We start from the raw sequence: 16,790 nt of genomic DNA, 5'->3' as shown, positions 1-16,790 counted from the left end.
TTATGAATTAAAAGTCGCCGGCATTCGCCATATGCCCGCCATCTACCAAGAGCGTCGTGCCGGTAATATAGGAAGCTTCATCGGATGCCAGGAACAGGAAGGCATTTGCCGCTTCTTCAATCGTCCCCAGCCGCCTCATCGGCGTACGGTCCGTCAGAACCAGGGATTCAGCGCTTTTCGCTTTCAGTTCACGGTCGAGAGGCGTATCGATAAATCCCGGAGCTACCGCATTCACACGGATTCCGTACGGCGCCAGCTCCACAGCCATGGATTGCGTAAGCAGCACGACGGCTCCCTTGGACGCATTATAATGGGCCAGCATCGAACTCCCTGCAAGGCCATTCTTGCTTGCCATATTGACAATCGAGCCTTGGATGCGATTCTCCATCATGCGCTTGCCGATGAGTTGGCTTACGAGAAACATGGCGTTAAGATTAATGTCCATTATTTTCAGCCAACGTTCATACGAGATGTCCTCAAAGTGCTCCCGTACGGCAATCGCCGCATTATTAATCAGAATATCAACGCCGCCGAACAGCTCCCATGCATTTGAAGCGGCTTTCGCAACCTGCTCGGGATCGCCCAAGTCGCAAACCAATGTTGCAACCTGCGGCGCTTCCCCCATTCTGCTATCCGCCTCCTGCTGAAGACGACGCGCCGAATCGGCAAGTTCATCCTCAAGAACATCCAATAGGATGACCGAGGCGCCTTCGCGCATAAAGCGTTCCGCTACCCCGAGACCAATGCCCCTGGCACTGCCCGTAATCAATGCCCTCTTGCCATTCAGCCTATTCAGAACGACCACCCCACTTCATGGTTTTTTCGTTATCCCCGGCCAATAATGGGAGGCACAAACCGGGCCTCTTCCTTGTTAGCGGGTTTAAGAAAGTCAAGATCGCAACCTTCGTCTGCCTGGAGCACATGTTCCCCAAAAAGCTTCAGATAGCCGCGGGGATACCGAGCAGGAGCAGGCTGCAACTCCCTCAGCCTTACCTCGATCGTCTCATCGGAAAGCTCCAGGTGAAGAATACCTTGCTCTACGTCAACGGCGATGAGGTCGCCGCTCCGGACTATAGCGAGCGGTCCTCCTGCTGCGGCTTCAGGAGCAACATGCAGGATAACGGTGCCGTAGCTGGTGCCGCTCATTCGGGCATCGCTGATCCGGACCATATCTGTCACTCCTTCTTTCAGCAGCTTGGCAGGTATCGGAATTTCGCCCCATTCCGGCATTCCAATGGCCGAAGGGCCGCAGTTGCTGAGGACCAGTATGGTTGATGCATCGACGTCCAGATCATCCCGATCGATCTGGCCCAGCATACTCTCGTAGCTGTCGAATACGTACGCTTTTCCGCGATGCTTCCAAAGCTCCCTGGAACTAGCCGAAGGCTTGAGAATGGCCCCGGAAGGCGCTAAATTGCCTCGAAGCACCCTAATGCCGGATTCGACCTTGAACGGCTGATCCAACGGAACGATTACACGCGGATTATCCGGGCGCTGTGTATAAACCTCGGCAAGCGGCAGACCGAGGGCGGTTAGACAACCCGAATCCAGGCGGGGCATTAATTCATATATGACGCCGGACAGCCCGCCGGCATGGTAGAAGTCATCCATGCTGTATTCACCGCTCGGCTGCAGATTTACGATTAAAGGGATATCTTTAGTCATTGAAGCATACTGTTCCAGATGGATCCGAATGCCCAGCCGCCCGGCGATTGCGGTGAGGTGCAGAACGGCGTTTGTTGACCCGCCAAGGGCAGCCAATAGCTTGATCGCATTGTGGAAGGCCGCTTCTGTCATCAATCGGGAAGGCGTTAAACCTTCGTAAACCATTTCAACAATCCGCTTGCCCGTCTTCTCGGCGGCAAGCCGCCTTCTCGCATCTGTAGCCGGAATCGCGGCCGTTCCCGGAAGCATCATGCCTATAATTTCGGATAGGCTCTTCATCGTGGATGCCGTACCCATGACCGGGCAGCCCCCGGCTGTACAAGAGATACTCGTCTCGAGTTCTTTCATATCACTTTCCGACAACAGGCCCGCCTTAAAGTCATCCATGTATTTCCACAGGTCGGTTCCATAATTTACTTTCTTGCCCCGAAACGTTCCGGATGACCTGTGTCCGGCTGCAAGCTGAAGAACCGGCAAGTCGCAGCTTGCCGCGGCCATCAGCTGTGCCGGCGTTGTCTTGTCGCACTCGCACAGCATAACGGCGCCGTCGATGGGCAGCGCGCGAATCAACTCCTCGACATCCATCGACATCAGGTTCCGGTAAGGCAAGTCGGACGGCTTCATAAAATCGGAAGGTGTCGTAATCGTATGCAATTCCAGCGGGTAGCCTCCGGCCAGCAGCACGCCCCTTTTGACATGCTCCACTAGCTCCTTATGGGGTGCATTGCAGCTGAGAAGATCGTTCCAGGAATTAAATATCCCGATAATTGGCCGTCCTTGGTATGATTCCGGATTGTGCCCGCAAGCCCGCATGGCAGAAGCGTGCTGAAAACGGGTCTCGAATGAAGGGTGATTGAACCACTCTTCACTCCGCAGTTTGATTCCATCCTTCCCCGGCCTGCTCATGGTTTGATTTCCGTTCTCGTTCCGTTGCCTTGAACAGCGGGAATGACACGGTTAAGCTGTCCGGCGAGAGCAATCCACCTGTCGAGATGACTGTCGTCGGCAAGCTCAGGGATAAATCCCAAATTGAGGTAAGTTTTGATCGCAGGTATTCTAAAGTCATCCGTATGCAGCACGGCCCGTGTTCTGCCTTCCCTTGCCATATAATGCAAGGCAGCGAGACTCACCGCGTAGCCAAGCTTCTTCCCCGCATGCTCCGGAAGAAGGCCGACCATATGCAAATAACCTGTATTCTCCTTCCATTGCGGCCGATACCAGGCGGATGCGGTTGCCACCGGCCCGCCATTCTCCATGGATATGAATCTGACGCGCTCCGGCTTATAAGGATCGTCTGCCGCTATTCCCTTGTCAAAACGGTGTTCTCCCCCGAAAGAGGCTGTAATAATATGTTCCCACCCATCCTCGTCTCCCGGGCGCAGACTATGTTCAACATAACCTTCAGGCAATACAAGATCGGGCAGCATGCCGAGATCTTCCCGTACCATGAGCAATTGCGGCTGTTGCTGCTGTTCCATTGCACATTCGCTCCTTCCAGGGCTATGGGTTACAATTTGATGATTTGATCCGCATGTGACTTACTGTTGCGGAAGTCCGGCACATCTATTGTGCGGCCGCCGTTCATTACGGACAATTCCGACAAAATCGCGACGGCCGTCCATTCGCATGCGTCATAGACATCGATGGCCGGCTTACGAAGCCCTTTAATTGCCGCTACGAAGTCTTCGACAATGAAATAATCGCCCCCCCAGTGACCCGCTGCCCGCTGTTCCTCCGTCACGTTCTTGTAACGCTCGGGGAGAAATTCGCTGTAGTCGCTCAGAGGACGCCATTGCTCGCGCTCTTCGGGGTCGCCCATACCATCAAGCCAGATTTTGTGAGTGTCGCCCAGCCCCCGAGGCGCCTCGTAACATCCTTTAGTCCCCTGCAGCGTGTAGTAGTTCATATTGTGCGGCCGCTTCGAAATACAATCTACCCGCAGTTTGATCAGCTTGCCGCTCTCCATTTGGCAAAGCGTTATCGAAGTATCCTCCTGGCGGAACCTTTTGTCCGTGTGCCATCCCGATCCGAAGCACGATATTGACCTGATCCGGTCACCGCCGAACCACTGCATGACCGGCCCCAGGCTGTGCGTCGGATAGAAAGCGCCGCGTTTGCCCAGCTGCCAGTAGTTGCGCCAGGTCGGCGCGCCCGCACCGGCACCCTCGCGATTGTGGCGGAACGCCAGGCTGCGGATGTCGTGCAGATATTCGCCTTCACCAAAGTAGACATCGCCGAACAGGCCGGACTTCACCATCTGCAGAATTTGCTGGTTTTGCGGAATATAGCAATAGTTCTCGGCCATCATATAAACCTTGCCGGAAGACTCGACGGTCTCCTTCAGCCACCAAAGTTCATCCATCGTGACACCGGCGGTCACTTCGCTAAGCACATGCTTGCCCGCTTGAAGCGCCGCAATCGCCTGCGGCACATGAAGCTGCATCGGCGTCGACACGACAACCGCGTCAATATCGGAATCGAGCATGTCCTCGAAAACCCGGTACGTGTGCGGGATGCCGTGCTTGGCCGCGGCCTCCTTCACATAATCACCGTCCAGATCGCACAGCGCGGCGATCTCGACGTCTGCGATACAACGGAAGCCCTGAAGCGTGCTCAGCCCCCTTGCCCCTACAATGCCAACTTTAATCGTCATTGAGATGTCCTCTCCTCCTGAATGCTAATCACCAAAACGATTTGACGGCATACCCCGAACGCCTGCTTTATATCGATAGAGCCCGCCTGCTCCCGGCTGTTTGCGTAATTGTTCACCGTCCAGGCCCATTCTTGCGGTGGTTATGTACAACTCGTCAAGTCCGGAACCACCGAAGGTGCAGGATGAGACGAGAGCGGCCGGTACGTCGATAACAGCCAATCGTTTCCCGGTTGATGGATTCCAACAGGAGACCCGCCATCCCCCCCACTGGGCAACCCAGAGATTGCCCTCCATATCGCTGGTCATCCCGTCTGGAATGCCTTCATCACTAGGTATCTCTACAACTGTCCTGCTATTCGTAATGGTTCCTGTTTCGACATCGAAATCAAACGCGGCAATCTGCCGGGTTGGTGAATCGATGTAATACATGAGCCTTTGATCGGGGCTCCAGGTTATCCCATTGGAGCAGGATACGCCGGTAAGCAATTTCGACATTCGTAAATCCGGATGCAGGCAATACAGCGCACCTGTTGGCGAGTCGCCGTTCATGTGCATCGTTCCGGCCCAAAACCTGCCTTTACGGTCACACTTGCCGTCATTGAATCGGTTGCTTGGCATATGTGATTCCGGGTCAGCCAAAGGTTCCAGCAGCCGCGAGTCGGGGTCATAGCGATAAAAACCGTGCTGCGCTGCGAGAATCATTTTCCCCCGAGTATCCTGGACAGCGGCTCCGAGAAACTGTCCTATCTCGTGATACTTATCCGATCCGTCCGAAGGATTGTACCAATGAATTCGACCTGCCGGGATATCCACCCACTGGAGAATGCTGTTCTCGGCATCCCAGTTGGGACCCTCAGCCAGCATCGCCTTCACATCCAGCACCAACTCGGCTTTCCCCATGATGCGCCTCCTTGCTGTCATCTCACGCCAACCAACTGATCTCTTCGTTATCCATTCATTATAATGCTTGAACGGATCCGTTCTATTTACATGTCTTGACTTTCGTTATCCGATATTGTGCAGTTTATCGGAACTCGTCGGGATAGGAACGGAGTATAGGTTCCCAACTCAACCTTCTTACCGTAAGATTCCGTATTTGAATAAAACTTGCATACGCCTCAAAGCCGACACCAGTATGGATCTGAGCGTCGATCGGCTCATGGTCTGTCAGCTCCAGCAGAAGTTTCCCGTCAACACAGACGAAGCAGTGCCCGTCGATGCTCCCTGCCTGAATGCGGTATGTACGTCCGGGATCAAAATCGAACAAAGGCGTCGCGGCATTCAGTGTGTATCCGGGAGACTTCTCAATGCCCACTTTCCCTTCCCACCAGCCTTCAATTCCGGCGACATAGGCAGCGCCGCGCTGCCCGGTTTGCTCATCCCAGCTTGCATTCCACATCATGTCGATATCGTGCGTGCTCGGCAACACCGTTCTGCCTTCGAATTCGATGAGAACATTTCCGGGAAAGCTCCGTTTGCTCATGATGACGCCGGGTGCGTTGGCCATGTTTTTTCCGTTTAACCAGCCATCTTCGGTCCACCAATCCCCGCCGTAAATGCGCCAGTCCTCCCTGAAGTCCTCATCGGCGAAACGCGTTTCGTGTAGTACTTCGCAGTTGTCAGGATCGAACTGTTTATTGATTAATTGAATCATGGCAGCCTCCTGTTCCCTTCCGCTTAAATGGATGCAGAACTTGCGCCGTCTACGTACAGGCATGATCCTGAGACGGCTGTTGATTCATCCGACGCAAGGAACAACACGGCGTAACCTACTTCTCTAACTGTTGCCATTCGTCCCAGTGGTTGCTGCCGCTTGATAAGCGGTTGCAATTTGTCCATTCCGCCCATGTCCTCAGCGACTTTCCGATTCATTTCCGTATCCACCCAACCGGGACAGATCGCATTACACCGTATGCCTTGCTCAGAATAGGACACTGCGATTTCTTTCGTTAATCCGATAATGCCGGCTTTTGAAGCCGTATATGCCGTATAGCCAGGCTCGGTCAGACCAGCCATAACGGACGACATGTTTACGATCGAACCGCCTCCTTGCTTAAGCATTTCAGGGATCACCATCTTGCACATCATAAACATCGACTTCAGATTGACAGCCATCACACGATCCCACGACTCGTCGGGGTATTCCGTCACAGGGCCTGTCGGCATGATTCCTGCATTGTTGAACACAACATCAATCTTTCCGTAAGTTTCGATCGCGCGCTGAACTGCCCTGGTGATCGTGTACGGCTCTGACACATCACCGCAGACGGATACACACTCCCCGCTAGCATCGTGGAGACGCGTAACGGCTTGCTCAAGCATCTCCGGTTGAAGGTCTACCAGCACGAGCTTCGCGCCTTCCTCCATAAACAGCTCCGCTGTGCCTAGACCAATACCGCTCGCGGCACCGGTTATGATAACCGATTTTCCCGCAAGTCTCCCTCGTTGCGCCAAGCCAATCCCTCCTCGTCATGATCCCATACCTTATTATTTGACGGCTCCGACAACCAGCCCTTTCCGGATATATCCTTGCAGGAAAACATAAAGTAGTACAGGCGGGACCGACACAAGCACTAAACCGGATAACAGCAATGGAAAATCATCGCCGAATCGTCCGAGAATGGTAGCCGTAGCCACCGTTAAAGTCTTCATGGAATCGGTTTGTAAATAGAGCAACGGTGTCAGCAGGTCGTTCCACCAGCCCGTAAGGCAGAAAATCGAAACGGTTACGATGCCCGGAATACTTAGTGGAAGTACGATAAGGAACATAAGCTGGAAATAGTTCGCTCCGTCCATCTTTACCGCCTCAAGCGTCTCGTCCGGCAGTCCGCGCATCAGCGACGTGAGCAAAAACGAATTACCCGGAACGCTGATCACGCCCCACATCAGGATTACGGATAAATACGAGTCAATCAAGCCCAATTTCGACATGATGAGATAGTTGGGAATGATGAACGTGATCCCCGGAATGGTCATCGTTGCAATCATGCCTATGAAGAGGGCTGAGCGAAAACGGAAACGAAGTTTCGCAAAGGCGTAAGACGCCGGTACGGATAGCAGAAGCGTCAACAGCAGGGCACCCAATGCGCAGATGATTGTGTTCCCGTACAGTCGAACCAGATCGAATCGAATGAACAAAGCCCTGTAATTTTCAAAATTCCAGACCGAAGGAACCCCAAGCGGATTGACGAAAAATTCGGTGGAGGTCTTCATGCTGCTGACAAGCATGTAGACAAGAGGCAAAACGGCGATCAAGGCGAAGAAAGCCAAAACCACGAAAATCAGCGATCGAACGATAAAGACACCGAATGTAACCTGCATCCTTCTTCCCCCTAATCGGAAAATCGTTCGGAGACCCGGAATTGCACCCAGGTAAAAACAAGAACAATCAAAAACAGCAAGACTGACAATGCTGAAGCATACCCCATGGCCCCGTCGGACTGAAAGCCTTTCAAATAGATCATAAAGTCGATTGGAGTGGTGGAGTACCCGGGCCCGCCGCCGGTTACGGAATAAGTAAGCGGAAACAGGCCGACGAAAATCCAGGTGATATTAATGAAAGTAAAGTAAAATAGAGAGGGCACCAGAGAAGGAATCACGATCCGAAGTAAACGATGTCCCCAATTCGCCCCGTCGATTTTGGCCGCTTCAAACATTTCATTTGAAATGGCGGCCATGCCTGCCAGCAGGATTAAGACGCCCTGCCCAAGGGATTGCCAATAATAGCAAAAGATTAGGATCATAAAGGCCGAAGTGGTATGCCCCAGCCAATCATGGGAGCCTAACCCGACACGATCCGCCAGGATGCTGAGAGCGCCATGCTCGGCAAACAGCGTCTTCATGAGAAAGCCAACTACGACGGCCGATAAGATCGTCGGGATGTAATAGACCGAACGAAAAAATTTCCAACCGGTCACTTCTTCATACAGGAGTACCGTAACTACAAGGCAGAGCAGTACGATTCCCGGCATGCTGAGCAGGAACACAAAGTTTGTCTTAAGCAGAGACCACAACTCACCATTCGTGAAGATTTTGACATAATTCCCGATGCCGACCCATTCCGTGTTTAATCCATCCCATTTCGTGAAACTGTGATAAATCGTACTTACGATAGGAATGCCAAAGAAAACGGCAATGAACAGGAAGGCCGGAATTATCGACGCATAACCCAGCAGGCTTTCTTTTTTCGCCAGATTCAATATCTTCACCACCATAATAGGGGTAAGCGCCCCGACAGACCATAGGGCGCCCCCCTTAATTTATACTTATTTTCCCAGCGTCTCCGCTACTTTTTGATCCACCTTTTTGAGGAACGCCTCAGCCGACAGTTGACCTTTGAGCGCGGACACGGATTGGCTGGTGATCTCATTGGCGACCTCCGCCGGGAGCGTGTTGTCCAGATAAAACAAGACGCTCGGCTCTTGGGCCCACTGCTGCATGGTTACAAGCAGCGGGTCGACGTCATACTTCGAAATATCGACCTGTTTGTTCACGACGAGCATGTTGCCTTCTTTCAGCTTCAACCTCTCCTCCGTTTCCTCCTTGCTTGCCAGGAACTTGAGGAACGCCACAGCTTCCTCTTTATTCTTGGAATAGTTGGAGACGACAATGGAGGTGCCTACGCCCCCGATACCGGAATCGGGCACCTTTACCCCTTCCTTAAAATTGGGGATTTTGATCATCCCAAGATCGTCGCCAAGCGCTTTCCTGGCATCCACGATAACCCACCCACCGCCGGGTACCATTGCCGTCTTCTTCTGTTGAAACAATTGGCCCGGCTGGTCGGTGGCGACTAAGCCTTTCTTGTAGATTTCGCTCCACTTTGCAACGACTTCTGCAATTTGGGGATCGTCAAATTTCTGTGTCCCGTTGGAAAGGCCGACGAGGCCCTCCTGACCGATCAACTGGCCGATCCAGTAAGCGGGGATAAACCAGAAGCCGTAATCGTCCCATGCGACCGGTTTCTCTATGCCTATCGCTTTCAACTTCTCCAGAGCCAAAATCCATTCATCCACGCTCGCCGGCGGGGAATTTTCGAAATCAAGCCCAGCGTCCTTGATCATTTTTTTGTTGTAGTACAGGGTGATAATCCCGTCATTGGCGAGCGGAAACCCATAGATTTTGCCTTTGCCTTCGATCAAGCCGTCGGTAACGGTATTCCAGCCGATCAAGTTGTTTCGCTCTTCATCAATGCCATAATCGTCGAGCGGTTCGAGAAACTGCTTCAGTCCCATCGTATAGCTCCCGGACCAAAGCGTCATAATGTCGGGTCCGTTTTTCGCGATGCTGGCGGTTTTGTATTTGGTAAAGCTTTCGGGTCCCCCGGGTATATCCTGGACCGTAATCGTTACATTCGGTTTCTTCTCTTTATACCGCTGAATAGCCTGGTAGAGATAGAAATCTTCTTTCTTCTTCGACTTGTCATTGTCGTCGATTGTCGGATACGCCGTGTTCCACATCACCAGTTTAACCGGCTTATTGTTATCTGCCGTAGTGCCATTCAACGTACCGTTACTCTTCTTCGTATTCCCGCCGTTCCCTGAGCAAGCTGCGAGCGATAAGGTTAGCAACATGATGAGTACAAGAATGACCGTTTTTCTCATGAGCGTTGACGACCACCTTTATCTAAAATAGTATGAAACCGCTATCATTTGTTTCGAATAAACCGCCTTGGGCGGTTTATTTCAGTTGTTGCTTTTGCAGCCCCTGCTGATAACCCAACAACACTTCACGCGTACGCTGAGCATCGCTTGCGAGAAGCGGAGTCCGCGTTTCAGCGCTGGAGAATAGGCCAAGGTGCTTGAATAGAGCCTTGGTCGTCGGAATTTCATCGCCAGGGCCGAACATGCTGATGAACGGCAGAAGCGTGCGGCTGTAAATGTCGAAGCTTCTCTCGCGATCGCCGTTAACATAGTGGTTCCAACACTCGCGGAAGGCTTCAGGAAATATAATCGGTGCGATAATCATATTGCCGTCCACGCCCGCCTCGAATGCACGGAAGCAGATAATATCATCGCCGCCAAATACACTCAGCTTCGTACGTGCTTTAAGCTCACGAATCTTGCCAAATGCGTGGTCCGTCATCTTGACGGCTTTAATGCTGCTCACGGCCTCAGACAACCGGATGAGGCTGTCAGCAGTAAATGTGGTTTTGGTTGTGACGGGATTATCGTAAAAGACGATATCGAGACCGGTCGCTTCCGCCAGCTTCCCCACATAATCGATAACCATGTCCAGGGAGTTCGGGAAGTAGTAAGGACTCGGCACAAGAGCGGATTTGATGCCGGCCTCCGCAGCGTCAAGCCCAAGCTCGATCGCATCCTCAAGCGAGGTATGCCCGAGGCCAATAACCAGTTCAAGCTGCTTGGGAGATTCCTTTGCAAAGGCACGGATTACATCCTTCCTTTCGGATGTTGTCAATGCTGGCGCTTCGCCCGTACTTCCGCAAACGACATAACCGTCGAGATGGGGTGCGGTTCTTTCGATGAGTCGGACAATACTTTCCTGATCAATCTTGCCGTTCAAGAACGGGGTAGGTACAACCGGAATATTTCCTAGAAGTGCCATGTCAATCGCTCCTTGTATGTAGGTTGAATACGTTGCTTGCAAACTAACGATAGTGGTTAACCATGTCCCTGTGATAAGGCAGAGCAAAAATGTCATCCATAAGCGCATCTGCCTGTTGTACCGAAGTCGTCCACTTGTCCATTAGTATCAGTTCGCGCAGATCCGCCCGGCTGCCGCGGTTAAAGGCTTCCAATTCCATCTCCACCGGTGCGACTCGATCTCGAAGAATCTGGGCGATCACTTGTTTGGGCAAGCCTCCTGTACGGATCCCTTGGATACCCCGCTTGCTCGCAAGCGTTGGAATTTCAACTTGGAAATCCTTCGGGATGCCGGGTACGAATTCCCCGGTGTTGAGAATGTTCGTTATAAAAACTCTGGGAATATCGCAGGCAATGGACTCAATCAGCGGGATCATCAATTCGTCCGTTGCAGACGGCGGGAAAGCTTCCGTTACTTTGACCGACTGGTCCGCCGAAACCCGTTTGATTTTCTCCATGCTGTCGTGAACCCAAGTAAAGTAATCATTCCAGCCGTCAATTGGCTGCTCCTGCCACTTTGCTTCCACTTCGTCTCCACTGTGATACCACCAAGGCCATGATGCGCCACTCCAGCTGGCGGTGTCGCCGATCGGAAGTACCCCGTAGCGCCTGTACAGGTCCACCCGCTTTCGGCTGAGGGCGCCTCCCTTACCCGAAGCCCAGTATGCTTCCGCCTCGCGTTCGATCCAGCTGTCGAGCAAAGGGAATGCGTTTTCCCCTTTGTAATAGAAATCCGTCAACCAAACATGATGGTTTACACCCGGGATCTGATACGTGATGGATTTGCGGTCGAGGCCGAGCGTTTCCGCAACCTCATATATTCCCGCATAACCATGGCACAAACCGACGACCTTAGCTGTTGGATATTTTCTCAGCAGATGGGTGACGCCGGTAATAACCGGATTCGCAACCATCAGGTGCCAAGCATTCGGGCAAATCTCCAGGATGTCCTCCGTCAGCGATTCAAAAAACTTCAGTTGATAATAATTGATCCAGAATGCTTCATCGTACATGACATGATAGCTTCCGCCGAAATGATAGCCGTGCTTCCTTGCAATTTCCCAGCCTTCCTGAAGTCTGGCATGGCTGGCGGTAAGTGCGGTATTAATCACAAAGTCGGCGCCTTGCAGAGCCTCACGGCGGTCAAGCGTTTTCTTCAAATGAAGATTCATGCCGCGTTCTTCCGCATATCGCTTACAGAGAGCAAACACGCCCTCCAGTCGATCGGAATCGATGTCCATGAAATGAACGGTGCTTCCTTCCAAGTTTGGCGTCAGGCACAAGTCACGAATCAAGCCAAGCGAAAAAGCTCCGCTGCCTGCTCCGATAATACTAATCTTCGGGCTGACCATACCGCCCCTCCTCATTCGATATTTTGAAATTATAATCTGTATTTAGAATACGGGATCAATTTATCATAGGAATAAAATCAGTGTCAATCCCTTATTGATTGATTTCATCCGCATTATATGGTTAAATGTATTCGAGGTATTAAACGAATATTTGTAATTTCAACATATCCGGAGGGATTATGGACAATAAATCGTCAAACCGATACGCCGTTCCCGCACTTGAGAAGAGCCTAAGTATCCTTGAATCCTTGGCTCAGTCCAGAGAGCCACTGAGTATGCCCGAAATTGCTGCGCGAATTAAGGTGCCGAAAACATCGATATTTATGATTTTGTCCACGCTAGAGGAACATGGCTATATTGAAAAAACAACGGAGGGCAAGTTCCGGCTTACCTTAAAGCTTTATGATTTGGGCCAGACGGTGCTTGACAAGCTGGATATAAGAGATATAGCCAGGCCGGTTATGCAGGAGCTTGCCGACCAGCTGGAGTACACCGTACATCTTGCTTCCCTGATCGATGGTAAGGCCGTCTATATCGAAAAAGTCCAAGGCCCTTCTTTTGTCCAATTCTCTACGCATATTGGGCAAGCGTGGCATCTTCACAATTCCGGCGTAGGCAAAGCAATTGCCGCTTTTCTTCCGCCGCAAGAGCTGGACCATATCCTCATGAAGCACGGCCTGCCTGCGACAACGCCAAATACGATGGTGAATGCCAACGAGTTTAAAGACTTTCTGGAATCCGTTCGATCGCTTGGTTATGCGATTGAAGATGAGGAAGGCGAGCAAGGCATACGTTGCATCGCAGCACCTGTGTTCGACCATAACGGGCGAGTGGTCGGCTCTGTCAGCATAACGTCGGTCAGGGTCAACCTGCCCAGCCAGAAGTTCTCGGAAGTGGGGAAACTTGTTCAGAATAAAGCGCTTCTTATTTCGTCGAAGCTTGGCTACAAAACAAATCAAACCAATCAATCGCTTGCGGCTGAGTAGGAGGAATTGCGGCAGATGGAACAAACCATGAAAGCACTTGTCTATGAAGGGCCAAAGGCGATGCGTATGAGAACTTTGCCTGTACCTGAACCAAAATATGATGAAGTCATTGTCCGCGTCGAGCGGGTCGGAATTTGCGGATCCGAACTAAGCGGATATCTCGGGCACAACTCGCTGCGTAAACCGCCGCTTGTGATGGGACACGAATTCGCAGGAACCGTCCACACGGTTGGTTCCGGGGTGACATCGTTCAAAATTGGTGCCCGCGTAACCGCCAACCCATTAATCTCCTGCTTGATGTGCCGGGATTGTATGGCCGGGAAGCCGCAACTTTGCAAGCAGCGGCAGTTGATTGGTGCGCACTGCCCCGGAGCATTCGCTGAATACGTGTCCGTACCCGCACGCAACGTATATCCGCTGGATGATTTGGCGTTTGACGAGGGAGCGCTCGCTGAGCCGTTCGCATGCGGCGTACACATCTGCAGGATTCTCAATCTTGATCCTGCGGATCAACTGATGATCATGGGCGCCGGCCCGATCGGCCTCTTCGCTCTTATTGCCGCGCAGCAGTTCGGCCTGCACAATATCGTAGTCATGGATTTGAACCAGGAAAGGCTGTCGATCGTGGAAAAGTTGGGAGGCAAACCTGCGGCAAGTACTGATGATCTGGAGCGTCTCACGCCGTCTGACGGTTTTGATGTGTCGATCGATGCTGTAGGGAGGGATGCAACTCGTCAACTAGCTGTCAAGCAACTGCGGCAGGGCGGACGTGTCTGTTTTTCGGGTTTACATGAGGCGAACAGTCCGCTTCCCATTAATTCGATAATTCGAAATGAAACAAGCGCGTATGGAGCATTTGCCTATGCACCTCGCGATTTTGAATGTGCCTTGGAGTGGTTGAAGCAAGGGAAAGTAAATCTGCAGCCATGGATCGAACTACGGCCTCTGGGAGAAGGCGGACCGGCATTCGAGAAACTGCTGAACGCTCCTGGGAGTACAGCCAAAATACTGCTTCATCTCTGATTAAACACGAAGTATCATCAATTCGCATAATTGAACCGGAAGGACCCCGCTGGTTGTCGGGGTCCTTCGCCAATTAGGCCTTATTCAGTCTGATTATTGATTGCGGGCACCGGCCCTGTCTGAATGCCGCGTCCAGGAAGTACCGAACCGCACTTCTCCTTGCCCACTGTGTGACCGCTCAGCACGACCAGTGTAACGGAATTAGCCGGGAAGCTGCGTTTTTTTCTCATGCGAGGGGATGTGAACTATTTTGTCGAGAAAACGGTCTATCCCCTCCGGTATGGAGACCTGATTATTACCAATGAGCCTGAAATTCATAAGCCTGCATTTGCTACGAATGCCGTTTATGAACGTGTAACCATCGAGTTTACCCCTATGCTGGCACAACTGTTTCAGACGGACACCTTCCGATCGCTGGACTGTTTCTACAATAGGGGCCCCGGCAACAGGAATCGCGTACGGCTGAATGCGAAAGAGATCGCCCAACTTACCTCTCTAGCAGCTAAATACGATTCGTTGCTGAGGCATCCACACGATGGGGCGCCAGTCAGTAAACTGAGCTGCTTATGGATATTCTGGTGTTGATTCATCGGGCATTCAGCGATCAGAGAGAGAGGGTATCTGACGGAGGGGAGGAGCTGCCGCAGAAGCTGGCACCGATCCTGGAATATATTGACCTCCACTTGCAAGATAGTATATCGCTGGAGTTACTTGAGAAGCAGTTCTATGTCAATCGTCATTATCTAAATCGGCTGTTCAAGAGTTATACAGGGAGCACCATCCATGAGTACATCATTTACAAGCGGATAGCGACGGCTAAGAGGCTTTTGGTCGAGGGAAGCACTGTTACGGAGTCTTGTTTGCAGTCCGGCTTCAATGATTACACGGCATTCTCAAGAATGTTTAAGAAGAGAAAGTTGGCGTCTTGCATAAGGACTACAAGAGAACCATGATGGAAAGCATATAGGAATTAACAAGACACGTTCTTACAACGTGCAGTCGGCACCGAAAATAATTGCGGGGATCTGGCTCAAGAATGCAGCAGGGGACGCCAAAAACGAAGGAGCTAGGCGAGAGAAAGCCGCTTAGCTCCTTCGTTTTTTCTTTTTAAATGTACATGTAAGACACCTTCTTGGTTACCACCTGCGGAACCATAAACGCCGGACATTATGGCCAAAGTAATGGAACCCGGCGAGGCGGCCCCCTTCGTAAACCAATTTGATGGTACCGTCCGGCCCCGTAAAACCTCCAACTCGATCTGCCTTAAACATCATGGGCTCCATCTTACGATGAACCATGCTGATTGAATCTTCGGCCGTTGTGAGCCGGTAGACAACGTCAAGTTCCTCGCTATAATAAATCCCATCTACCGCATCACTGCCAACGAGTACCGGCTGATCCTCCCCATCTTCCGGATGGGCCTGCACGCTGCCTTCGTTCGCATCCCCGGCTTCAGGAGCCGCCTCCAAGAAGGAGTCGGCCAAGTAAATCTCTGCGATCCGTTTAGCCAAACCTTCGGGATCGAACGGAGCAAGATTGGCCAGCACAATCACACCGAACCGCTGATCGGGAAAGCGGTAGAAGCTTGAGCGGTATCCCGCATCCGTACCTCCGTGTTCCACAACCTTCAACCCGCGGTACTCTCTTAATGCAAGGCCAAAAGCGTAGTTTGTCGGTTCTCCGCTGTTTAGCGGCATGCATTGATGCATAAGCCGCATCACCTCGGGCCCTCCGGCAATATGCGTATCGTAATTCATCATCCACTTAGCAAGATCCTCCGCGGTAGTGAAAAGACCGGTTCCGCCGATTGTGGCATATTGGATATCATATCGCCGGTAACCTCCAGACTCGACAGGCGTGTACGCATAAGCGCGGTTTGGGACGATCCGCCGGTGGTCTGAATGAAAATGAGTATTGTTCATTCCCAGCGGGCGAAAGGCTTTCTCGTTAAGGTATTCGTCCAGCGTCCTTCCGCTCGCTGTCTTCACCGCCTCGGCCAGAAGCGTATAGCCGGAATTACAGTATTGGATTTCGTCGCCGGGTTTGAAGTTCAACGCCTTCTGATGCCTAATCAATGTCATTACATCGTCCTGTGTCCTGACATCATCCAGCCGCCAGCCGGCCAGTTTCATCAGTTCCCACTGATCACGAAGTCCGCTCGTATGATGAATCAAATGCGAGAATGTAAGGGCTTCCCCGAAGTCGGGAAGACCGCTGACATAGCGGCGAATATCGTCTTCAAGAGAAAGTTTTCCTTCAACAGCCAGCATGGCGATTGCGAAAGCAGTAAACTGTTTCGAAATTGAAGCAACGTGGAAGATCGTAGACGGAGTAATCGGATGCTCGTATTCAAGACTTGCGCTTCCGTACCCTTTCCTGTAAACAATTTGCCCCTCCCGAACGACCGCTACTGCGGCGCCCGGTGAGGAGCAATAGTCCCACTCAGCAAACAAATGGTCTATGCGTTGGCCTATACGTTCCTCTTGCGACATCGGCTGCTGCACTC

At 51.9% G+C, this 16,790-nt stretch carries 16 protein-coding genes; 3 read left to right on the top strand and 13 right to left on the bottom strand.

Going from position 1 to position 16,790, the window contains the following annotated elements:
- Positions 1 to 7: 7 nt before the first annotated feature.
- The 12 genes from GZH47_RS32120 to GZH47_RS32065 all read right to left on the bottom strand — a co-directional run bounded on the left by GZH47_RS32120 (position 8) and on the right by GZH47_RS32065 (position 12,275).
- On the bottom strand, positions 8 to 805 hold the full coding sequence (locus tag GZH47_RS32120) for an SDR family NAD(P)-dependent oxidoreductase (protein WP_225446625.1): 798 nt from the start codon (positions 803 to 805) through the stop codon (positions 8 to 10).
- A gap of 20 nt (positions 806 to 825) precedes the next feature.
- Positions 826 to 2,571: a dihydroxy-acid dehydratase gene (locus tag GZH47_RS32115; RefSeq protein WP_162645680.1), complete on the bottom strand. Its 1,746-nt coding sequence runs from the start codon at positions 2,569 to 2,571 to the stop codon at positions 826 to 828.
- Positions 2,568 to 3,143, bottom strand: coding sequence for a GNAT family N-acetyltransferase (locus GZH47_RS32110; RefSeq protein WP_162645679.1), 576 nt, complete (start codon positions 3,141 to 3,143; stop codon positions 2,568 to 2,570). The genes GZH47_RS32115 and GZH47_RS32110 overlap by 4 nt, the downstream gene beginning before the upstream one ends.
- A 29-nt stretch (positions 3,144 to 3,172) precedes the next feature.
- Entirely contained in the window at positions 3,173 to 4,318 is a 1,146-nt protein-coding gene (locus GZH47_RS32105) for a Gfo/Idh/MocA family protein (protein ID WP_162645678.1), read from the bottom strand.
- Between the two features lie 24 nt (positions 4,319 to 4,342).
- Positions 4,343 to 5,218, bottom strand: coding sequence for an SMP-30/gluconolactonase/LRE family protein (locus tag GZH47_RS32100; RefSeq protein ID WP_162645677.1), 876 nt, complete (start codon positions 5,216 to 5,218; stop codon positions 4,343 to 4,345).
- Positions 5,219 to 5,342: 124 nt separating this feature from the next.
- Positions 5,343 to 5,972, bottom strand: coding sequence for a hypothetical protein (locus GZH47_RS32095; protein ID WP_162645676.1), 630 nt, complete (start codon positions 5,970 to 5,972; stop codon positions 5,343 to 5,345).
- 23 nt (positions 5,973 to 5,995) lie between these two features.
- The gene (locus tag GZH47_RS32090) at positions 5,996 to 6,772 is read right to left on the bottom strand and encodes an SDR family NAD(P)-dependent oxidoreductase (RefSeq protein ID WP_162645675.1); all 777 of its coding nucleotides are present in this window, start codon (positions 6,770 to 6,772) and stop codon (positions 5,996 to 5,998) included.
- Between the two features lie 33 nt (positions 6,773 to 6,805).
- Positions 6,806 to 7,639, bottom strand: a complete 834-nt coding sequence (locus GZH47_RS32085) for a carbohydrate ABC transporter permease (RefSeq protein ID WP_162645674.1) — start codon at positions 7,637 to 7,639, stop codon at positions 6,806 to 6,808.
- A gap of 11 nt (positions 7,640 to 7,650) precedes the next feature.
- Positions 7,651 to 8,526, bottom strand: coding sequence for a carbohydrate ABC transporter permease (locus GZH47_RS32080; protein ID WP_404823836.1), 876 nt, complete (start codon positions 8,524 to 8,526; stop codon positions 7,651 to 7,653).
- A gap of 57 nt (positions 8,527 to 8,583) precedes the next feature.
- Positions 8,584 to 9,921 carry a sugar ABC transporter substrate-binding protein gene (locus GZH47_RS32075; RefSeq protein WP_162645672.1) on the bottom strand — a complete coding sequence of 446 codons (1,338 nt, stop codon included), beginning with the start codon at positions 9,919 to 9,921 and terminating at the stop codon, positions 8,584 to 8,586.
- 76 nt (positions 9,922 to 9,997) lie between these two features.
- Complete coding sequence (locus GZH47_RS32070; RefSeq protein ID WP_162645671.1) at positions 9,998 to 10,885, bottom strand: dihydrodipicolinate synthase family protein; 888 nt, start codon at positions 10,883 to 10,885, stop codon at positions 9,998 to 10,000.
- Positions 10,886 to 10,928: 43 nt separating this feature from the next.
- Positions 10,929 to 12,275: a family 4 glycosyl hydrolase gene (locus GZH47_RS32065; RefSeq protein ID WP_162645670.1), complete on the bottom strand. Its 1,347-nt coding sequence runs from the start codon at positions 12,273 to 12,275 to the stop codon at positions 10,929 to 10,931.
- Positions 12,276 to 12,454: 179 nt separating this feature from the next.
- On the opposite strand from GZH47_RS32065, the gene GZH47_RS32060 reads away from it, so the two are divergent.
- The 3 genes from GZH47_RS32060 (at position 12,455) to GZH47_RS34745 (ending at position 15,237) form a co-directional block, all read left to right on the top strand.
- Complete coding sequence (locus tag GZH47_RS32060; RefSeq protein WP_162645669.1) at positions 12,455 to 13,261, top strand: IclR family transcriptional regulator; 807 nt, start codon at positions 12,455 to 12,457, stop codon at positions 13,259 to 13,261.
- A 15-nt stretch (positions 13,262 to 13,276) separates the two neighbouring features.
- Positions 13,277 to 14,284, top strand: a complete 1,008-nt coding sequence (locus GZH47_RS32055; RefSeq protein WP_225446623.1) for a zinc-dependent alcohol dehydrogenase — start codon at positions 13,277 to 13,279, stop codon at positions 14,282 to 14,284.
- Positions 14,285 to 14,850: 566 nt separating this feature from the next.
- Positions 14,851 to 15,237 carry a helix-turn-helix domain-containing protein gene (locus GZH47_RS34745; protein WP_162645667.1) on the top strand — a complete coding sequence of 129 codons (387 nt, stop codon included), beginning with the start codon at positions 14,851 to 14,853 and terminating at the stop codon, positions 15,235 to 15,237.
- A gap of 183 nt (positions 15,238 to 15,420) precedes the next feature.
- Here the strand turns inward: GZH47_RS34745 and GZH47_RS32045 are convergent, their stop codons facing one another.
- On the bottom strand, positions 15,421 to 16,776 hold the full coding sequence (locus tag GZH47_RS32045; RefSeq protein ID WP_162645666.1) for a serine hydrolase domain-containing protein: 1,356 nt from the start codon (positions 16,774 to 16,776) through the stop codon (positions 15,421 to 15,423).
- Positions 16,777 to 16,790 lie beyond the last annotated feature (14 nt).

The organism is Paenibacillus rhizovicinus (genome assembly GCF_010365285.1).
In the GTDB taxonomy this organism is placed as follows: Bacteria; Bacillota; Bacilli; order Paenibacillales; family Paenibacillaceae; genus Paenibacillus_Z; species Paenibacillus_Z rhizovicinus.
The sequence above is the reverse complement of the archived record's forward strand: the minus strand, read 5'-3'. Positions and strand labels throughout refer to the sequence as shown.